This window comes from Nocardia sp. NPDC049737 (genome assembly GCF_040674755.1).
In the GTDB taxonomy this organism is placed as follows: domain Bacteria; phylum Actinomycetota; class Actinomycetes; order Mycobacteriales; family Mycobacteriaceae; genus Nocardia.
Map to the genome: position 1 here is coordinate 213,681 of NZ_JBFANH010000013.1, position 20,438 is coordinate 234,118.

At 66.0% G+C, this 20,438-nt stretch carries 4 protein-coding genes and 1 pseudogene; 3 read left to right on the forward strand and 2 right to left on the reverse strand.

Going from position 1 to position 20,438, the window contains the following annotated elements; all coding sequences use genetic code 11:
• Positions 1–44 precede the first annotated feature (44 nt).
• On the forward strand, positions 45–14,426 hold the full coding sequence (locus tag AB0J47_RS19610) for an amino acid adenylation domain-containing protein (protein ID WP_364347345.1): 14,382 nt from the start codon (positions 45–47) through the stop codon (positions 14,424–14,426).
• Positions 14,427–14,555: 129 nt separating this feature from the next.
• Here AB0J47_RS19610 and AB0J47_RS19615 read toward each other — a convergent pair.
• Both AB0J47_RS19615 and AB0J47_RS19620 read right to left on the reverse strand, forming a co-directional pair.
• Positions 14,556–14,642: pseudogene (locus AB0J47_RS19615) on the reverse strand (hypothetical protein); the annotation flags it as partial.
• Between the two features lie 217 nt (positions 14,643–14,859).
• Positions 14,860–15,735 (reverse strand): DUF559 domain-containing protein, encoded by an 876-nt coding sequence (locus tag AB0J47_RS19620; protein ID WP_364347348.1) that lies wholly within the window; start codon positions 15,733–15,735, stop codon positions 14,860–14,862.
• Positions 15,736–16,744: 1,009 nt separating this feature from the next.
• On the opposite strand from AB0J47_RS19620, the gene AB0J47_RS19625 reads away from it, so the two are divergent.
• Both AB0J47_RS19625 and AB0J47_RS19630 read left to right on the forward strand, forming a co-directional pair.
• Entirely contained in the window at positions 16,745–17,020 is a 276-nt protein-coding gene (locus tag AB0J47_RS19625; protein WP_364347351.1) for a hypothetical protein, read from the forward strand.
• Between the two features lie 203 nt (positions 17,021–17,223).
• On the forward strand, positions 17,224–20,438 hold a 3,215-nt coding region (locus AB0J47_RS19630; RefSeq protein WP_364347354.1), incomplete at its 3' end, for an amino acid adenylation domain-containing protein.

The following is a 20,438-nucleotide window of genomic DNA, read 5'->3' on the forward strand; positions in this document are numbered from 1 at the left end:
GGTGTGTTGGCGTTCGCGCGCGGTGCGCGACAGGGGTTGGGCGCATGACGCGGCCGAATCGCGAGCGGCCCAACCGGGCTCGACGCCCACGGATCAAGACCTTGCCGCAATTGCTCACCACCGCTGTGGAGGGTAATCCGACCGGACCCGCGGTCGTGTTCGCGGATGCCACAGCGACATTGGCGCAGTTGAGTTATGCCGAACTCGATGATCGGTCGAACCGCTTGGCGCGCTTGCTGATCGAGCGCGGTATCGGCCCGGAGGATTTGGTCGCGGTCGGCATTGCGCGGTCGGTGGAATCGATTGTCGCGGTGTGGGCGATCGCTAAGGCCGGTGCCGGATTCGTACCCGTTGACCCGAACTATCCCACCGATCGCGTCGCGCACATGCTGTCGGATTCCGGTGCGGCGCTGGGGCTTACGGTTGCGGCACTGGACCGTACCGTCGCGGCGGTGGATCTGCCGGACGGCCCGGAATGGGTCGCCATCGATACCTCCGACATCGCGGCATATTCGGCGGAACCGATCACCTACGCGGATCGGATCCGGCAACTGCGGGCCGAGCATCCGGCTTATGTCATCTACACCTCAGGATCGACCGGAACGCCCAAGGGGGTGGTCCTCACCCAGGCGGGGTTGTCGAATTTCTGTGATGAGCAGCGCGAGCGCTATACGCTGACCGCCGATTCGCGCACACTGCATTTCGCCTCGCCCTCCTTCGACGCATCGGTATTGGAGTTGCTGCTTGCGCTGAGTCGGGGCGCGACCATGGTCGTGGCGGCACCGACGGTGTACGGCGGCGCGGAATTGGCCGCACTGTTGCGCCGGGAGCGGGTGACGCATGCCTTCATCACCCCGGCCGCGCTCGCCTCGCTGCCCGCAGATGGACTGGACGAGCTGCGCGTAGTGGTCGCGGGCGGTGAGGCCTGTCCACCGGAGTTGGTGCGGCGCTGGGTGTTACCGATCGCGGATGGCCGCACCCGGGAATTCTTCAATGGATACGGCCCGACCGAGACCACGATCATGACGAATATCAGCGCGCCGCTGGTGCCGGGCGAACCGGTGACCATCGGTGCGCCGATCCGCGGGATCACCGAATATGTGCTGGACGAGGAGCTCGCGCCGGTGCCGGGTCGGGTTGTCGGCGAGCTCTATATTTCCGGTGCGCAGGTGGCCCGTGGCTATCACGACCGGCCGGGTCTGACCGCCGCTCGGTTCGTGGCCGACCCGTTCGGTGCGCCGGGTTCGCGGCTCTACCGCACCGGCGATCTGGTGCGGTGGACGGCCGAGCGGGAGTTGGAATACCTGGGGCGCAATGATTTCCAGGTGAAGATCCGTGGTTTCCGCATCGAACTCGGCGAGATCGATGCGGTGCTCGCCGCGCACGACGGCGTCGATTTCGTGGTCACCATCGGTCACGAACAGGACAGTGGCGCAACGATTCTGGTGTCGTATGTGCGTGCCGTCGCCGGTGCCGCGATCGATACGGCGGAACTGACCGGGTTGGCCGCAAGCAAACTGCCCGTCCATATGGTGCCGAGCGCCATTATGGTGCTCGACGAGATCCCGCTGACCCCGGTCGGCAAATTGGATCGACAGGCGCTGCCCGCACCACAGTTACGCACCAAGACTTTCCGCGCGCCGTCGGGTTCTATCGAGCCGATAGTTGCCGAACTCTTTGCCGACGTACTTGCGCTCGAGGTGCGGGTCGGTGCCGATGACGACTTCTTCGAACTCGGTGGCAACTCACTGATCGGCACCCAGCTGATGGCGCGACTCGGCGCTGCGCTGGATGCCAGGATCCCGGTGCGTCTGCTCTTCGAGACACCGACCGTCGCCGGACTGGCCGCCGCCGTGACCGAACATGCCGGTGCCGGTGACCGCAAGGCATTGGTTGCCGGTCCCCGTCCGGAGGCGATTCCGCTGTCGCTGGCTCAGCAGCGGATGTGGTTCCTGAACCGGTTCGACACCGCGTCGGCGGCCTACAACATTCCGATCGCGGTGCGGTTGAGCGGTGCGCTCGATGTGGCCGCGCTGCGGGCGGCGGTCGCAGATCTGGTTGCGCGACACGAGGTTCTGCGGACGGTGTATCCCCACACCGATGCCGGTCCGGAACAGCTGATTTTGCCCGCGGACGAATCGGTGCCGGAGCTGACGGTTCAGACCGTTGCCGCTCAGCAGCTCGAATCCGCTGTGCGCGAACTGCTTTCCACGACATTCGATGTGACCGCAGAAGTGCCGCTGCGGGTCGGCTTGTTCGAGGTCGAGGATTCGCCCGCCGAATTCGTGTTGGCGCTGGTGGTGCACCATATCGCCGGTGACGGCACCTCGATGGGGCCGTTGACGCGTGATCTGATGACCGCCTACGCCGCACGGACGGCTGGTTCCGTGCCCGGCTGGACACCGCTGCTGGTGCAATACGCGGACTACAGCATCTGGCAGCGCGAGTTGCTGGGTAGTGAGGACGATCCGGAGTCGTTGGCAGCCGGACAGATTGCCTACTGGCGTGATGCACTCGCGGCGCTGCCCGATCAACTGGAGCTGCCGACGGATCGGCCGCGGCCCCCGGTGCAGTCGTTCGCCGGTGGCAAGGTTCCGGTGCATATCGATGCCGAAACCCATCGGGCGCTGGTCGAATTGGCGCGCGCCGAGGGCGCGACACTGTTCATGGTCGTGCACGCGGCCTTGGCGGTATTGCTGGCCCGATTGTCGGGCACCGATGACATTGCCGTCGGCACGCCTATGGCCGGTCGCGGTGAGGCGGCGCTGGACGAGCTGATCGGCATGTTCGTCAATACCCTGGTGTTCCGGACCCGGGTGGATGAATCCGGACCGTTCACCGAACTGCTCGCGCGGCAGCGTGAGACGGATCTCGGGGCCTTCGCGAATGCCGATGTGCCGTTCGAACGACTCGTCGAGGTGCTGAATCCGGTCCGCTCGACCGCGCGGCATCCGCTGTTCCAGGTGGGATTGTCGTTCCAGAATCTGGCTGCGACGAGTCTGGAGCTGCCTGGATTGACCGTCTCGGCGGTGGACTTCGATGCCGCGGTATCGCAGTTCGATCTGCACTGGATCATCGGCGATCACTACAACGAGACAGGGCAGCCCGCGGGAATCAGCGGTGCCGTCACCTATGCGCACGATCTGTTCGACGAGCCGACGGTGCGGGGCTTCGTGGCTCGGTTCGCGCGGTTGCTCGGTGAGATCGCCGCGGCGCCGCACACGGTCGTCGGTGAGCTGGAACTGCTCGACGCCGCGGAACGGACCGAGCTGGTATCCGGTCGCAATGCGACCGACCATGCGGTGGATGCGGCGGCGACGCTGGTGTCGCTCTTGGATGCGACTGTGGCCGCCACACCGGGCGGGGTGGCGCTGATGGGCGCGGACGGCGAACCGGTGACCTATGCGGAACTGGATGCGCGGGTGAACCGCCTCGCACGACACCTGATTTCGCGGGGCGTCGGTCCGGAGTCGCGGGTCGTGCTCGCCTTGCGCCGGTCGGTGGATCTGGTCGTCGCGATGTACGCGGTGGCCAAGGCCGGTGCCGCGTATGTGCCGGTGGATCCGGACCAGACCGCGGCGCGAACCGATTACATTCTGGGTACCGCGGCGCCGGTCTGCGTATTGACCAATGCCGCAGCGGGTTTCGATACCGAGCTGGCCCCGGTGGTGCGACTGGACCGGCTCGACCTCGATTGGCTGCCCGCGACACCGATAGCGGATGATGAGCGGGTCAGGCCGTTGCGCGCGGCGAATACCGCGTACGTGATCTTCACCTCGGGTTCGACCGGGCGGCCGAAGGGCGTCGCGGTTTCGCATGCCGCGATCATCAACCAATTGCTCTGGAAGACCGCTGAATTCGGGGTCGGACCAGGTGATGCCGTGTTGCTGAAGACGGCCGCCACCTTCGATCTGTCGGTGTGGGAGTTCTGGTCGGCGGCGGTATTCGGCGGGCGATTGGTGCTTGCCCACCCGGACGGGCACCGCGATCCGGACTATCTGAACGATCTGATGGCGCGGGAGTCGGTGACCACGCTGCATGTGGTGCCGTCGATGCTGGACGCGCTGTTGACCGGTCGGCTGCCGTTCACCTTGCGGCGGGTGCTGGTGATCGGTGAGGCACTGCCCGCAGAGCTGGCGCAGCGGTTCCGGGACACCTATCCGCAGAAGGAACTGTTCAATCTGTACGGGCCGACCGAGGCTGCGGTGTCGGTCACCAATCATCGGGTGACCGACAAAGATGCGGTATCGGTGTCGATCGGTACGCCGGAATGGAACAGCCGGGTCTATGTCTTGGATTCGCGGTTGCGTCCCGTGCCGGTCGGTGTTTCGGGTGAGTTGTATTTGGCCGGTGCGCAGTTGGCGCGCGGCTACTTCGGGCGGGTCGATCTGACGGCGGAGCGGTTCGTGGCGAATCCGTTCGAGTCGGGTGCGCGCATGTACCGCACGGGTGATCTGGTGGCCTGGAATGCTCACGGTGAGCTGGCGTATCGCGGGCGCACCGACTTCCAGGTGAAGATCCGTGGCTTCCGGATCGAATTGGGTGAGATCGAGGCGGCCCTGGTCGCGCTGCCGGAGATCGCGCAGGCGGCGGTTATCGCGGACGCGGATCAGCGGACCGGTGATCGGCTCGTCGCCTATCTGGTGGGCGTCGATGTCGATGTGGCACAGGTGAAGTCGGCGCTGGCCCGCGTGCTGCCGTCCTATATGTTGCCCGCCGCCTACGTGGTTCTGCCCGCGCTGCCGCGCAACGCCAACGGCAAGCTGGATCGAAAGGCTCTGCCCGCGCCCGAGTTCGAGGCCCAGGTGTTCCGTGCGCCGTCGACACCGATCGAGGAGATTGTCGCCGGGGTGTTCGCCGATGTACTCGGGGTGGATCGGGTCGGGATCGATGACGACTTCTTCGCACTCGGCGGCAATTCACTGATCGCCACCCAGGTGGTGGCGCGGCTGGGTGCCGCGCTGGATACGCAGGTGCCGGTGCGGGTGTTGTTCGAGGCGCCCACCGTCGCGACATTGGCGGTCCGGGTCGAGAATCGGGTCGGCTCCGGTCGGCGGCCGCGATTGGCCGCGGGCAGGCGACCGGACCGGGTGCCATTGTCGCTGGCACAGCAGCGGATGTGGTTCCTGAACCAGTTCGATACCGAATCGGCCGCCTACAACGTGCCGGTCGCGGTGCGATTGTCCGGTGCACTCGATATTGATGCACTGCGATTGGCGGTCGCCGACGTGGTGGCCCGGCATGAGGTGCTGCGCACCGTGTATCCGTCGCGCGACGGTGTCGCGTATCAGGTAATTCTGCCTGTGGGACAGGCGGTTCCGGATCTTACGGTCGTCGACATCACTGCGGGTGAGCTGCGCGATCGGATCGTCGAGCTGGTCGGCACCGGGTTCGATGTCACCGCCGACGTGCCCGTGCGTGCCGAATTGCTGCGCTGCGACAGCGACTACGTGCTGGTGCTCGTGGCCCATCACATCAGCGCGGATGGCTGGTCCATGGGGCCGCTGACTCGTGACCTGATGCTGGCGTATATCGCGCGCACCGGCGGATCCGCTCCGAACTGGACGCCATTGCCGGTGCAGTACGCCGACTTCGCGCTGTGGCAGCGGGCCGTACTCGGCGCGGAATCCGATCCGGATTCACTTGCCGGACAACAGGTGTCGTATTGGCGACAGGCCCTGGCCGAGCTGCCGGATGAGCTGAACCTGCCATCGGATCGGACTCGGCCTGCCGTCCCGTCGTTCGTCGGCGGCCGGTGCGATATCCCGATCGATGCGCAGTTGCACGTGGCGCTACTGCGATTGGCCCGCGATCACAATGCGACCCTGTTCATGGTGGTCCACGCCGCGCTCGCGGTACTGCTGGCGCGCCTGTCGGGCACCGACGATATCGCCATCGGTACGCCGGTCGCCGGGCGTGGTGAGGCCGAACTCGACGATGTCATCGGCATGTTCGTGAATACTCTCGTACTGCGCACCGAGGTCCCGGGTGGCCGCACCTTCGCCGAACTGCTTGCCCACGCCAAGGATGTGGATCTACAGGCTTTCGCGCACGCGGATATTCCGTTCGAGCGGTTGGTGGACCTGCTCGAACCGGCACGATCGACGGCACGGCATCCGCTGTTCCAGGTGGCGCTCTCGTTCGAGAACCTGCCGGACAACTCGTTCGAGCTGCCCGGGTTGCAGGTCGCTCCAGTGGATTTCGATCTCATTACCGAGAAATTCGATCTGTCGTTGGCGATTCGCGAGTCGAGTGCGGGCATGTTCGCCGCGTTCACCTATGCGCGCGACCTTTTCGACGACGCGACGGTTCGCGTCTTCGCGGATCGGTTCGCGCGGCTGCTCACCGCCATCGTCGCGGATGCGGAGACGCCGGTGGGTGATCTGCCGCTGCTGGCCGAATCCGAAGTCGAATTCCTGACTCGCGTGCACCCGGATCATCTGATGGCGGGTGGGCTGCTGCCCGATCTGCTGTTGCGCGGACTGCGCCACGGTGCGGACCGTACCGCGGTCAGGTATGCGGGCCGATCGATCAGCTACCGCGAACTCGACCGGTACTCGTCGCGGTTGGCCAGGGTGCTGATCGAACGTGGCGTCGGCCCGGAAAGTCTTGTCGCGCTGGCATTGCCGCGTTCCTACGAGATGGTCGCGGCGGTGCTGGCCGTCGCGAAGGCCGGTGGCGCACATGTGCCGATCGATCCGAACCATCCGCTGGAACGGATTCGGCATCTGCTGACCGACTCGGCGGCGGTCGTCGGACTGACCTCGACTGAGTACATAGCAGAGCTCCCCGATGACCTGCAGTGGCTCGGGCTCGACGACCACGCAATGGAAGCGTTGTGCGCCAACCGATCCGCCGCGCCGATCACCGACGCCGATCGGATCACCCCGCTGCGTCCGCACAACCCGGCCTACGTCATCTATACGTCGGGTTCGACCGGTGTGCCCAAGGGTGTCACGGTGACCCACGCCGGACTCGGCGGTCTGCTCGACCATGCGATCGAGCTGTACCGGCTCGAGCCCACACGCCGTTTCCTGCATATCTGCGCGCCGAGCTTCGACCCGTCGGTATTGGAATGGCTGTGCGCCTTCTCGGTCGGTGCGACGCTGGTGATCGTGCCGTCCACCGTGCCGGGTGGGGACGAGCTCGGTGACCTGCTGCGCACCGAACAGGTGACGCACGCGATCATCACCCCGGCGGTCCTCGGCACGGTGGATCCGACCGGTCTGGACCACCTCGAAATGCTCTCCGTCGGTGGCGATGTCACCACACCGGAACTGCTGGCCAAGTGGCAGCCCGGTCGCAGGTACTACAACGGCTACGGCCCGACCGAGACGACCATTATCTCGTCGTATGCGGAATTGACTGCGGGACAGCATATTACGATCGGCTCTCCGGTGCGCGGTATGTCCGCGCTGGTGCTGGACGCGCGGTTGAACCCGGTACCGCCCGGCGTGACGGGTGAGCTGTATCTGGCGGGCGGCGCGCGGGCGCGCGGTTACCGCAATCGAGCCGGGCTGTCCGCGGAGCGTTTCGTCGCCAACCCGTGGGGTGAGCCGGGTGCCCGGATGTATCGCACCGGCGATCTGGTCCGCTGGTACGCGACTCCGGCGGGAACGTGGGAGCTGGATTATGTGGGGCGCAGCGACTTCCAGGTGAAGGTCCGCGGCTTCCGTGTCGAACTCGGTGAGATCGACGCGGTGCTCGGCAGCCACGAGGATATCGAATTCGCGGTCACCCTCGGCCGTGAGACGGCCGCTGGAGCAACGGTATTGGTCTCGTACGTGCTCCCGGTGGCCGACCGTGTCGTCGAGCCCGACCGACTCACCGAATTCGCGGCGCGGGTACTGCCCTCGCATATGGTGCCCTCGGCCATCGTCGTCCTCGACGAGTTGCCGCTGACCACCAACGGCAAACTCGACCGCAACGCACTACCCGAACCGAAGTTCGCAGTCACGGTGTCGCGGGCACCTTCCAGCCCGCTGGAATCGCGGATCGCCGAGTTGTTCGCGCAGGTGCTCGGCGTGCGCCAGGTCGGAGCCGATGACTCCTTCTTCGCCATCGGCGGTGACAGCATCGTCTCGATCCAGTTGGTTTCGCGGGCCAAGTCGGTCGGAATCGGTTTCACGCCGCGCGATGTCTTCGAGCAGAAGACCGTCGCCGGATTAGCGCGGGTCGCGGTGCTCGGCACGGATCCCGCGCCCGTCGTGCTGGCGGAGTTGCCCGGTGGCGGGGTTGGCGATATCCCGCTCACCCCGGTGCTCGCGGGCTTCCTCGAGAACGGTTCATTCGGCCGATTCGCGCAGACCCTCGTGCTCGCGCTGCCGGAAGGCATCGACAGCACCGGACTGACCACCACGCTCACCGCCGTACTCGACCACCACGACATGTTGCGCGCGCGAGTATGGCAGGTCGACGGCCGGTGGTGGCAGCAGGTGGCCGCGCCCGGAACGCTCGACGCGTCGGCGCTCTTGTCCGAGGTGGACGTACCGGACGAGGCCGAGCTCAACCGAATCGGTAATGCCGCCGTGGCTTCCGCGCTGGCGGCACTGGATCCGGCCGCGGGTCGGATGGTCGCGTTCAGCTGGCTGCGCAGGTCGAATGCACGCGATCTACTGGTCTTCGCGGCGCACCACTATGTGATCGATGGCGTGTCGTGGCGGATTCTGATCCCGGACCTCATCACCGCATGGGCACAGCGCAGCGCCGGGATGGCCATCGCGTTGCCGCCGGTCGGAACGTCATTCCGGCGTTGGGCGCACGGTCTCGTCGAAGCAGCGGGCTCGCCGTCGCGGATGGCCGAGCTCGACTACTGGCGTACCGTGCTGGCCACACCGGATCCCTTGCTCGGTACACGTGCGCTCGATCCCACTGTGGATACCCACGCGTCGGTGCGGCAGTTGACGGTCGAGGTGCCGGTCGATGTGGCCGATGCGGTGCTGACCACGGTGCCCGCGCTGTACCGGGGCGGCGTCAATGACGGTCTGCTCGCGGCGCTGGCCATGGCGGTGCGTACTTGGCGGGCGCGACGCGGTATCGCCCTCCCGGTCACCAGGATTCGACTGGAGGGTCACGGCCGCGAGGAAGCGACGGTGCCCGGCGCCGATCTGACTCGTACGATCGGCTGGTTCACCAGCGTGTATCCGGTGGCGCTCGATCTCACCGGCGTTGCCGACGAGACCGCGGCGGTGCTGCGGTCGGTGAAGGAGCAATTGCTCGCGGTTCCGGATCGGGGTATCGGCTTCGGGCTACTGTGCCAGTCGAATTCGAGTCTGGCCGGTGATATCGGGCAGATCGGCTTCAACTATCTGGGCCGGGTATCCACCGGCGGCGCACCGGAGTTGACCGATCCGGCCTGGCTCCCGTCCGGTGACCTCGGTGACCTCGACGACGGCCAGGATCCGGCGCTGCCCGCATCGGCTGTGGTCGATATCAATGCGATCGTCGTCGACACCGATGCCGGACCGCGGATGGATGTGGCCTTCAAGTACGCCGGTGAAATCCTCGACGCGGCGGCAGTACAGGAACTGGCCGACGACTGGCTCACCGCCCTGACGGCGGTGGCCCGGCATGTAGCCGACCCGAATGCCGGTGGTCTCACACCATCAGATGTGCCGCTCATATCGACCACCCAGCACGAACTCGACACCTGGCGGGCGAACTACCCGGGCCTGGTCGAGGTACTGCCCCTGTCGCCGCTGCAAACCGGCCTGCTGTTCCTGATGGAAATGCTGGCCGAGTCGGTGGACCCCTACGTCATTCAGGTGGCGGTCGAACTCTCGGGCGAATTCGAACTCGACCGCCTGCGCCGCGCCGCACAGGCGGCGCTGGACCGGCACGCGAATCTGCGCAGCGCCTTTGCCTTCGGCGCGAACGGCAAACCCGTGCAGCTCATTGCCGAAGGGGTTCGGGTGCCGTGGCGAGTGGTCGCCGAGGTGCCCGACGCTGACCTGCCAGATCTGCTCGCCGCCGACCAGCGCACCGGATTCGATTCCGCGCTGGCGCCGCTGCTGCGATTCACGGTGTACCGCACCGCATCCGGGCGCACGCACCTGGTGCTGACGGCGCATCACATCCTGCTCGACGGCTGGTCCATGCCGCTGCTGATGAAGGATCTGCTGATCCTCTATGCGACCAGGAGCGATACCGCGCTGCTGCCCGCCGCGCGGCCGTACCGCGATTATCTGGCGTGGCTGTCGCGCCAGGACCGTGAAGTCACACTGCGTGCGTGGGAAACCGCGCTGACCAAGCTCGCGCCGACGCTGCTCGCGCCCGTGTTGGTGCGGCCCGCAGCGCCGGCCGATGGATTCGGCAGGTCCGCATTCGAACTGTCGGCGACCGAGACGGCCGCGCTGACGTCCTTCGCCGCGGCGACCGAGGTCACCGTCAATACGGTGCTGCAAGCGGCGTGGGGTGTGGTCCTCGCCGGTATCACCGACCGCGACGATGTGGTCTTCGGCGTCACCGTTTCGGGACGTCCACCGCAGCTCGACGGTGTCGACGCGATGGTCGGTTTGTTCGTGAACACCATCCCGGTGCGCGTCCGATTCGATTCGGCCACAACGGTTTCGCAGCTGCTCACCGAGTTGCAAGCCGGGCAGGCTGCACTGCTGGAGCATCATTATCTCGGGCTGGCCGATGTCCAGGCGATCGCGGGCGGCACCGAGTTGTTCGACACGCTGGTTGCCTACGAGTCGTATCCGATCGATGCCGATGGCCTGCGGCAGGCGGGTAGCGCGGTCGACGGGCTGGTGGTCGGTGGCGTGAGTTCGGTCGACTACACCCACTATCCGGTTACCGTCCGAGCGGAACTGGCTGCCGAGCTGCGGGTGGAGGTGCTGTATCGCGGCGATGCCGTCGCGGATTCGGCGGCGCAGGCGTTGACCCAGCGGTTGCGCACTGTGCTGGGTGAATTCGTCACCGCGGATTCGGTTGCAACCGTGCGTGACGGTGTGGGGTCCGACGTACTCGGGCAGGTTCGATACTGGCGCAGCACGCTGGCAGGACTGCCGGATGAGTTGACGTTGCCCATGGATCGTCCGCGCTCGACCGTGCCCTCCTATGACGGCGGGCAGGTCGTGCTGCAGATCGGTGTACACCTGCACCACGAACTGCGTCGGCTTGCCGAGACCAGGAATACCTCGGTATTCGTGGTGTCGCATGCGGCTTTCGTGGTGCTGTTGGCGCGGTTGTCCGGCACGACCGATATCGCGATCGGTACACCGGCCTCGTGGGCAACCCTCTACAACGCCGTGATGCTGCGCACCGATAGCAATCCCAGTGCGACCTTCGGTGAACTGAACGCCGCGGTCGGTCCGACCGACGCGGCCGGGGTCCCTGGGACAACCTTCGACAACACCGTGGTGCTGCGGACCGAATACCACCCGGGTGCGACTTTCGATGAACTGCTCGCCGCGGTCGGCCCGGTCGACGCCGCCGCATTCGCGCACGTCGATGTGCCATTCGCGCAACTCGTCGAGATACTCGATCCGGTCCAGGTGACCGGCAGGCATCCGCTGTTCCAGGTCGCGATGGGGCAGCGCAGCGCCGCAACGGATCCGCTCACGGTGGACCTGCGGCTTTCGCTGAACGAGCGAATCGGTCCGCGCGGTGAAACCCAGGGCGTGCTGGCCGAATTCACCTATGCGACAGACTTGTTCGACGCGGTCACCGTGCAGGGCTTCGCTGATCGGTTTGCCCGGATCCTCACCGCGGTCGTCGCCGACGCCGCGGTGACCGTCGGTGATATCGAGCTACTCGGACCGAACGAACGCACCCGGGTGCTGCACGAATGGAATTCGCGCGGTGCGTGGGTGCCCGCCGCGACACTCCCCGAGCTGATCGCCGATCAGGCCAGGCGCAGGCCCGATGCGGTGGCGGTTCGCTTCGGCGATACCGCACTGAGCTTCGCGGAGCTGCGGCGGCGGGCGAACCGGGTGGCGAGGGCGCTCATTGCCGCCGGTGCCGGTCCGGAATCGCTGGTGGCCGTTGCGGTTCCGCGTACCGAGGAGCTGCCGGTCGCGCTGCTCGGCGTGCTCACTGCGGGTGCGGCGTATCTGCCGATCGATATCACCTATCCGGCGCAGCGGTTGGCCTTCGTGCTTTCCGATGCGGTTCCGGTCTGTGTGCTCACCACCGCGCAGCAGCGTGCCGATGTGCCGGTCGGCGAGCTGCCGGTGATATTGCTCGAAGAGACAACGGAATTCGATGATCGTCCGGTCAGCGACGCCGACCGTATCGCGCCACTGCTACCGGATCATCTCGCCTACGTCATCTACACCTCGGGTTCGACGGGCGTGCCGAAGGGTGTTGGTGTGGCGCACCGCAATGTGGTCGAGCTGTGCGCGAATACCCAGCCGCTGTTCGGTTTCGACGAGACCGATGTGTGGACGCTGTTCCACTCCTTCGCCTTCGACTTCTCGGTGTGGGAGCTGTGGTGCGCCTTGGCCACCGGCGGTGCGGTTGTCGTGGTGGACTACGCGACCTCACGGGCACCGGAACTGTTCCGCGAGTTGCTGATTCGCGAGAAGGTGACGGTGCTGAACCAGACACCGTCGGCCTTCTATCAGCTGATCGAGGCCGATCGGGCCGCCTCCGATGTCGATGGCGAATTCGCGCTGCGACATGTCGTATTCGGTGGCGAGGCATTGGATCTGCGTCAGTTGCGGCGCTGGTATGAGCGCCATGACGCGGATGCGCCGCGGCTGGTGAATATGTATGGGATCACCGAAACCACGGTGCACGTGTCGTTCCTTGCGCTGGACAAGCAGATCGCGGACAGTCCGGACAGCCTGATCGGACGGGCGCTGCCGGGTTTGGATGGCTATGTGCTCGACGAGCGCTTGCATCCGGTGCCGGTCGGAACACCGGGGGAGATCTATGTGGCCGGAGCTCAGCTGTCCAGGGGATACCTCGGCAGGCCGGGGCTGGCGGCGACACGTTTCGTCGCGAATCCCTTCGGCGCACCCGGATCTCGTATGTACCGCACCGGTGACCTTGGTCGTTGGGGCCAGGCCGGACTCGCCTACGCCGGGCGCAGTGATCAGCAAGTTCAGTTGCGCGGCTTCCGAATCGAACTCGGCGAGATCGAATCCGCGCTGCTGCGCTGTCCGGGCGTGAGCCAAGCGGTGGTGCTGGTCCGCTCGACCGAACGTCTCGGGGATCAGCTCGTCGGGTATGTGGTGCCCGCAGCCGGTGCCGGCATCGATCCGGATGAATTGCGGGTGCAGGTGGCCGAATTCCTCACCGGCTATATGGTTCCCGCCGCCATCGTGGTGCTCGATGTCATGCCGCTGACCCCGAACGGCAAGCTGGACCGGCGCGCGTTACCGGAGCCCGCGTTCGAGGCACGGCAGTACCGTGCACCGGCAACGCCGATCGAGGAAACCGTCGCCGCCGCCTTCGCGGAGGTGCTCGACCTCGACCGATTCGGTATGGACGACAACTTCTTCGAGCGCGGCGGCAATTCGCTGATCGCCACGAAGCTGACGGCACGGCTGAGCTCGCTTCTCGGTGAAAAGATCCCGGTTATGCGGGTATTCACCGCACCGACCCCGTCGGACTTCTTGGCCGAGCTGGCCCGCCGGGCGGGTGGGCAGGTCGAGGGCGAGGTGGCCTTCGATGTGGTGCTGCCGCTGCGCGCGACGGGTACCGCCGATCCGTTGTTCTGCATCCATCCGGTCTCCGGCATCGCATGGTCGTTCGCGGGACTAGCGGCCTACCTCGATTCCGACCGGCCGATCTACGGCATCCAAGCACCCACCCTGGCCGCACCGGCAGAGCTGCCGGACACGATCGAGGAGTGGGCCGCGATCTATGTCGATGCGATCCGCTCGGTCCAGCCGATTGGGCCGTATCACCTGATCGGCTGGTCGATGGGTGGTGTCTTCGCGCACGAGATCGCGGTGCAATTGCAGCGGGCCGGACAGCGGGTGGCCACGCTCGCGGTGATGGACAGCTATATGGCCGATCCGCCAGACGAACGCGCGCAGGGCGCGGGCTCACCCGTGCCGGTGGCCGAGCTGATCGGTGGCCTGCTCGGCGAACAGGCCGGTGACCTCGGCTTCGCCGCCGATATTGACTTGGCACAACTCGCCGAGCGGCTGGTCGAACTGCCGGAGCCGTTCGCCTCCTTCGGCTCCGAGCGGTTCACCCGGGTGCTGGATACGGCTGTGCATTCGGTTGTGTTGCGCAATGCCTATCAGCCTGTTCGATTCCACGGCGACGTCATCTACTTCACTGCGGCGCTCGACGACCCCACCGGTTCGATCGGCGCGGGAATCTGGGTTGATGTGGTCGACGGAACCGTGGATAACCGCGCGGTGCCGACCACCCACTGGCGTATGACGGCCGCCGACGGACTCGCCGAAATCGGCCGGGTGCTGACCGACATTTGGCGGGAAGTCGCAGCGCGGACTCGTGACTGAAACTCGCAGCCACGTCAGCGATTGGAGGTGAGGAGGGGTTTGAGGTCGAGGATCGGTGTGCCGTGCACGGCTTCGAGGTTGCGGACATGCGCTGACGGTGCGGATATGGATGTGGTGCAGACCGATCGGGTTGGGGCGGTGCGGTGCGCGGGTGGCGAAAACTCCGGCGCTGGCCTCTCGGGGGATGCCGCCCTGGTTTCCACGGGGATTCTGTATCGACCTGGTTGAGTACCCACATCCGACGCTGCGTCAATGACAGCGGGATGCGCTGCGGGCGCACGGCCCGCGTCAACGGCGGCCGATCCGCATGCTCGGAATCCGGCACGTGATCATTTGTTCAGTTGTGCACCTTGGGGTGAGGGCGGTGTGGGTGCGGTTGAGGATGACGGGGGCGGTGGGTTTTCGGGGTTTGCCGCCCCCGGTTTCTACGTGATCATTTGTTCAGTTGTGCACCTTGGGTGGTGAGGGCGGTGCGGACGCGGTCGAGGACTACGTGGGGGCGGTCGTAGAGGAGGGTTGCGTTGATGCGGATTACGCGCCAGCCCAGGGCTTCGATGCGGGCTATGCGGTCGATGTCCTTGGTGCGCTGGGTGGGGTCGGTCCAGTGTTGGGCGCCGTCGTATTCGACGGCTACCTGCCATTTGCGCCAACCGAGGTCGACGCGCGCGACGAATTCGCCGTAGTGATTGCGGATCACTAATTGTGTTGCGGGACGGGGTAAGTCGTCGTCGATCAGGAGCAAGCGTGTGTGGGTCTCGGGTGGGGATTCGGCGCCTGGATCCACGACGGCGAGCGTTGTGCGCAAACGGTTGAGGAAACGTGCGCCCGGATGTTTCGATGCCAAGACCGCGACTTCACCTGGTTCGAGTCCGGTAGCCGCACACAGTGCGTCCAGGATCGGTACGGCCCGCTCGCGTGGCAGCCGCCGACCGAGGTCGAATGCAGTGCGCGCCGGTGTTGTGACCGTGAACCCGTCGACCTCACAGCATTCGCTCGGCTCGATAACCGAGCGGACGGCACGAATCCCGCAGGGCGGACGACAGTGTCCGCGCCTGGCGATCTCTGCTGCTTGATCTGCATCGAGCCAGCGAGTGCCGTGCATGGCGGCCGCCGAGCACCCGATCAGCACACCATCACCCTTCGCCCAGTGCGCAGCGGCACGGGCGCGCCCTCTCGCATCGAGCGAGCACCCTTTGCGCACATAGACATCCGGAAACACCCGCACAAAGTTGTGCCGCAGCTCCCACCGCGTAACCAACCCCGCCGCCACCGCCCAAGACCCCACAAACGGCTCATCCAATACCCCCATCCCCCCACTATCCCCACCCCCACCGACAACCCCCCAACCCGCCCGCTCGAACCTCTGGCGACCCTCCGCACCTCGCCCAACGATCAAGATCAGGTGGCGCTGGTGGCGGTGGCTTCTCGGGCGATGCCGCCCCAGTTTCCACGTGATCATGTGTCCAACCGGGGGCCGTCCATGAGGGTGGTGGGGGTCGAGGGGGCGGTGGTCAGCCGTGGAGTATCGGCCAGTCACTGGCAGATGACGGCCGCTGCTGGACTCGCCGAAATCGGCAATTGCTGACCGAGCTGTGGTGGAAATCCGCATCCGACTCATGACCGGAAGTCCCTGATGCGCTGAACCCTCTGCCGCGCAGGTGTTTTCACGCCACGCACGAAATCGTGGGCAAAAACGTGCGTGGCGTGCGAACTGATGCGCGCGAGACGGAAGGAGGCGAAGCAATTGCGGCCCGTACTCGTCGCCGTGCCACCGGTGTGCGATGCGGCGGATGTGATGCTGGCGCATGGGCTGTGGCAACGGCATCGCGCGTGCCGAATCAACCGGTGCGTGTGGAAATCGGCGGCGTAGCAGACGCTCGTTCTCGCCGGACGGCTGGTTCCGCAGTCGATGAGCCCGCGTGAACGCGCCGCCGCCAGAGGGATCGATTTCCCGAGAGCGTCCTAGGTCGACGCGCTACCGTCCGGCGGCCAGTCGGTGCGGACATTGCGTGAGGTGCTGGAGAGGCTCGAGTCCCTGGCAGGCGATCCGCACGGGCAGGGGGAGGCGTGGGCGCGCGTCGCACCGAGGTAGACGGCTGGCTGGCCGAGTGGCGGATAGACCACCACGACATTCGAATGATGCTGGGACGCAATGGGGCCGAGGAACCGTTGGTTTCGTGCACGGCGGCTGCGGCACCGGACTTGGCGCAGATGCGAGAGCAATTTCCGGAGCTGTCTCGGTTGTGGGATGCGATTCGGCATGAGTACTGGGCGGAATTCACTCCGCCTCCGAGAAATTCACGAGGACGGTTCGCCTAGTGGACGATGACAGGCGGCTTCGGTTGGTGCCGACCGAACCCACGGCGGTGCGGATTCGGCAACTCACGGCCCGAGCGGGACGGGCGGGGTATCGGCTCGAACGCGCTTCCACGGTGCCCTACGACTGGATGCTTCTCGACGCCGAAGACGGCGCGACTACCTATTCGGCCGCGCGGACCTCGACCAGATCGAGCGGTGGCTCGACGAATGAGGTGCGGGTGGGTTTCTTCACTGGGGAATCCGCGCTGGCGATGCACATCTGCTATGTGACGTAGTTCACTGGGGCGTGGGGCGTCGCAACATCTACCGTCTGAGACCGATACATAGCTGTCACGTCTGCGCCGTCTGAGGCGCAGGCGTATCAGTGCATGTTGCAAGACTTATATGATGACTCGGACTGGTTTGGCCCCCGGTGCACGACGCCTTTGACGGGGTCGGGGGCAGGTCTTAGCTCGACCCGAGAGGTGATTACACCCGAATGGAAACTGCTCGTCGTTCCGCCCGAGGTAGTCGCCGACGTAGGTCGGGCAGCCCGCTGTTCGCTCAGCTGCTCACGGCCGCGGTGGAGTCCGCGGCCACCTCGATCGCACTGCGTTTCAATCCGACCGGTAATCCCGCGGACCAGCGTGAACTCACTTATCGCGAACTCGATGCCCGCTCGTCCAGGGTCGCGCGCGAGCTGATCGACCGCGGCATCGGCGCGGGCGATTACGTGGCGATGGGCATTACCCGTTCGGTCGAATCGATGGTCGCGCTGTGGGCGATCGCGAAGACGGGTGCGGCCTATGTGCCGGTCGATCCGAACTATCCGGCGGAGCGGATCCAGCACATCGTCACCGATTCGGGTGCCGCACACGGTTTGACCACCTCGGCGCATCGCGCCAAGCTCGGCACCTCGGCCTATTGGATCGAATTGGATGACCCGGTGGTTTCCGAGCGCATCGCCGCCCGGCCCGATCACCCGGTCTCCTATGCCGATCGGGTGCGGGCTGTCAACGAAAACCATCCGGCCTACGTCATCTACACCTCCGGTTCCAGTGGTAAGCCGAAGGGGGTGGCGGTCACCCACACGGGTCTGGCGGGATTGGCGGCAATCGGCGAGCACTATCTGATCGACGCGGATTCCTGCGTCTCACATCTCAGCTCGCCCAGTTTCGACTTCTCGATGATGGAGACGCTGTTCACCTTCTCGGTGGGCGCGACGCTGGTCATTGCGCCGCCGACGGTATTCGGCGGTGTCGAACTCGCGGATCTGCTGCGCCGGGAGCAGGTCACCCATCTGCTGATCACCCCGGGTGCGCTGGAATCGCTGGATCCGGCCGATCTCGATGACGTGCAGGTCGTGGTCGCGGGCGGGGACCGACTGCCCGCGGAGTTGGTGGCGCGCTGGGCGGATAACGGCCGCTCGGTATTCAATGCGTACGGGCCGAGCGAGGCGACCGTCATGGTCACCACCACCGAGGCCATCGCGGCCAGAGAGCCCGTCACCATTGGCTCGGCCATCGCGGGCGTGGGCGCCTTCATTCTCGATGCGCGGTTGCGGCCGGTGCCCGCGGGTGTCGTCGGTGAGCTCTACGTCTCGGGTGCGGTACTCGCACAGGGCTACCTCGGTCGACCGGCGCTGACCGCAGAACGCTTCGTGGCCAGCCCGTTCGGCGCGGAGGTCGATAATCCGGGTGCGCGCCTCTATCGCACCGGAGATCTGGTGCGGCGCAACGAAACCGGCCTGATGGAGTACTTCGGCCGATCTGATTTCCAGGTCAAGATCCGTGGTCTGCGCATCGAACTCGGCGAGATCGATAGCGCGCTCACTACACATCCGGATGTCGACTTCGCGGCCACGCTCGGCAAGACGCTGCCCTCGGGTACGACCGCCCTCGTCGCGTATGTAATGCCGCGCCAGGGTGCCACCCTCGATACCGGTCAGCTTGCCGCGCATATCGGGGAATCGTTGCCGGACTACATGATTCCGGCCGCCATCATGGTGTTGGGCGAGATTCCGCTGACCCCGGTCGGCAAGCTGGACCGGGCGGCCCTGCCCGATCCGGTCTTCGCGGCACGTCAGTTCCGCGCTCCGGCAACGCCGGTCGAGGAGATCATCGCCGATGTATTCGCGGCATTGCTGCTCGGTCCCGATACGGACGCACGCGTCGGTGTCGATGACGACTTCTTCGAACTCGGCGGCAATTCGTTGCTGGCCACCCAAGCCGCCGCGCGCATCGGCTTCGCACTCGGTCTCCGGGTGCCGGTGCAGCTGATCTTCGAGGCCTCGAAGGTTTCGCTACTGGCCCAACGTGTCGAGCAGCACGCGGGTTCGGCCGTCGGACGGGCGCTGACCGCTCAGACCCGGCCCGACCGGATTCCGCTATCGTATGCGCAGCAGCGGATGTGGTTCCTGAACCGTTTCGATACGGCCAGCGCGGTCAATAACATTCCGCTGGCGGTGCGACTTTCCGGGCGACTGGATGTCGACGCATTGCGCGCGGCGGCCCGCGATCTGATCGAGCGGCACGAGGTGCTGCGCACTATCTATCCGGACATCGATGGTGAGGGCTTCCAGGTCGTCCTGCCGATCACCGATGCGCGCGCGGTACCCGACCTTCCGGTGACCACCGCTGTGACACAAGAACTTTCGGATCTGATCAGTGTCGAGGTGCTGGGCGGATTCGATGTGACGGCCGCGCCGCCGGTGCGCCTGCGGCTGTTCCAGCTCGGCGAATCCGAGTATGTGCTGGTGTGCGTGGTGCACCACATCGCAGGGGACGGTTTCTCGCTCGGCCCGCTGGCCCGCGATCTGATGGCGGCGTACTCCGATCACGTGCGCGGCGGGCGGCCCGAATGGCCGCCGCTGGCGGTGCAATACGCCGACTACGCCCTCTGGCAGCGCGAAACCCTCGGCAGCGAATACGATCCGGAATCGGTCTTCGCGCAGCAGATCGAGTTCTGGCGCAACGAATTGGCCGCGCTGCCGGAACAATTGGATCTGCCCGCGGATCGGCCGCGCCCCGCCACGTCATCCAACAATGGTGCCGTCGTCGCCTTCGACATCGATGCCGACATTCACGCCCGACTCGATCGACTCGCGCACGAACATAATTCAACGCTGTTCATGGTCGTGCACGCCGCGCTCGCGGTACTGCTCGCCCGGCTGTCGGGCACCCGCGATATCGCGATCGGCACCCCGGCCGCCGGTCGCGGTGAGGCGGCACTGGACGATCTGATCGGCATGTTCGTCAACACCCTGGTGTTGCGCACCGAGATCGATCCCGCCATGACCTTCGACGATCTGCTGCGTGCGGTGCGCAAGGTCGATGTCGCGGCCTTCGGACACGCCGACGTGCCGTTCGAGCGGTTGGTCGAACTGCTCGATCCGGTGCGCTCGACCGCGCGGCATCCGCTGTTCCAGGTGATGCTGGTCTTCCAGAACCTGGCGCGCACCGAACTGGAGTTGCCCGGCCTGACGGTCGCGGGTGTGGAACACGGGGTGGCGCTGGCCAAGTTCGATCTGCAGCTCGAGATCGCGGAGAACCCTGCGGCGCGAGCGTCGGGCCCGGAGGCGGTAGCGGAGCGTATCCACGGAGGGCACCGGGAGGGCCGCGAATTAGACCCTGCGGCGCGAGCGTCGGGCCCGGAGGCGGTAGCGGAGCGTATCCACGGAGGGCACCGGGAGGGCCGCGAATCGGACACTGCGGC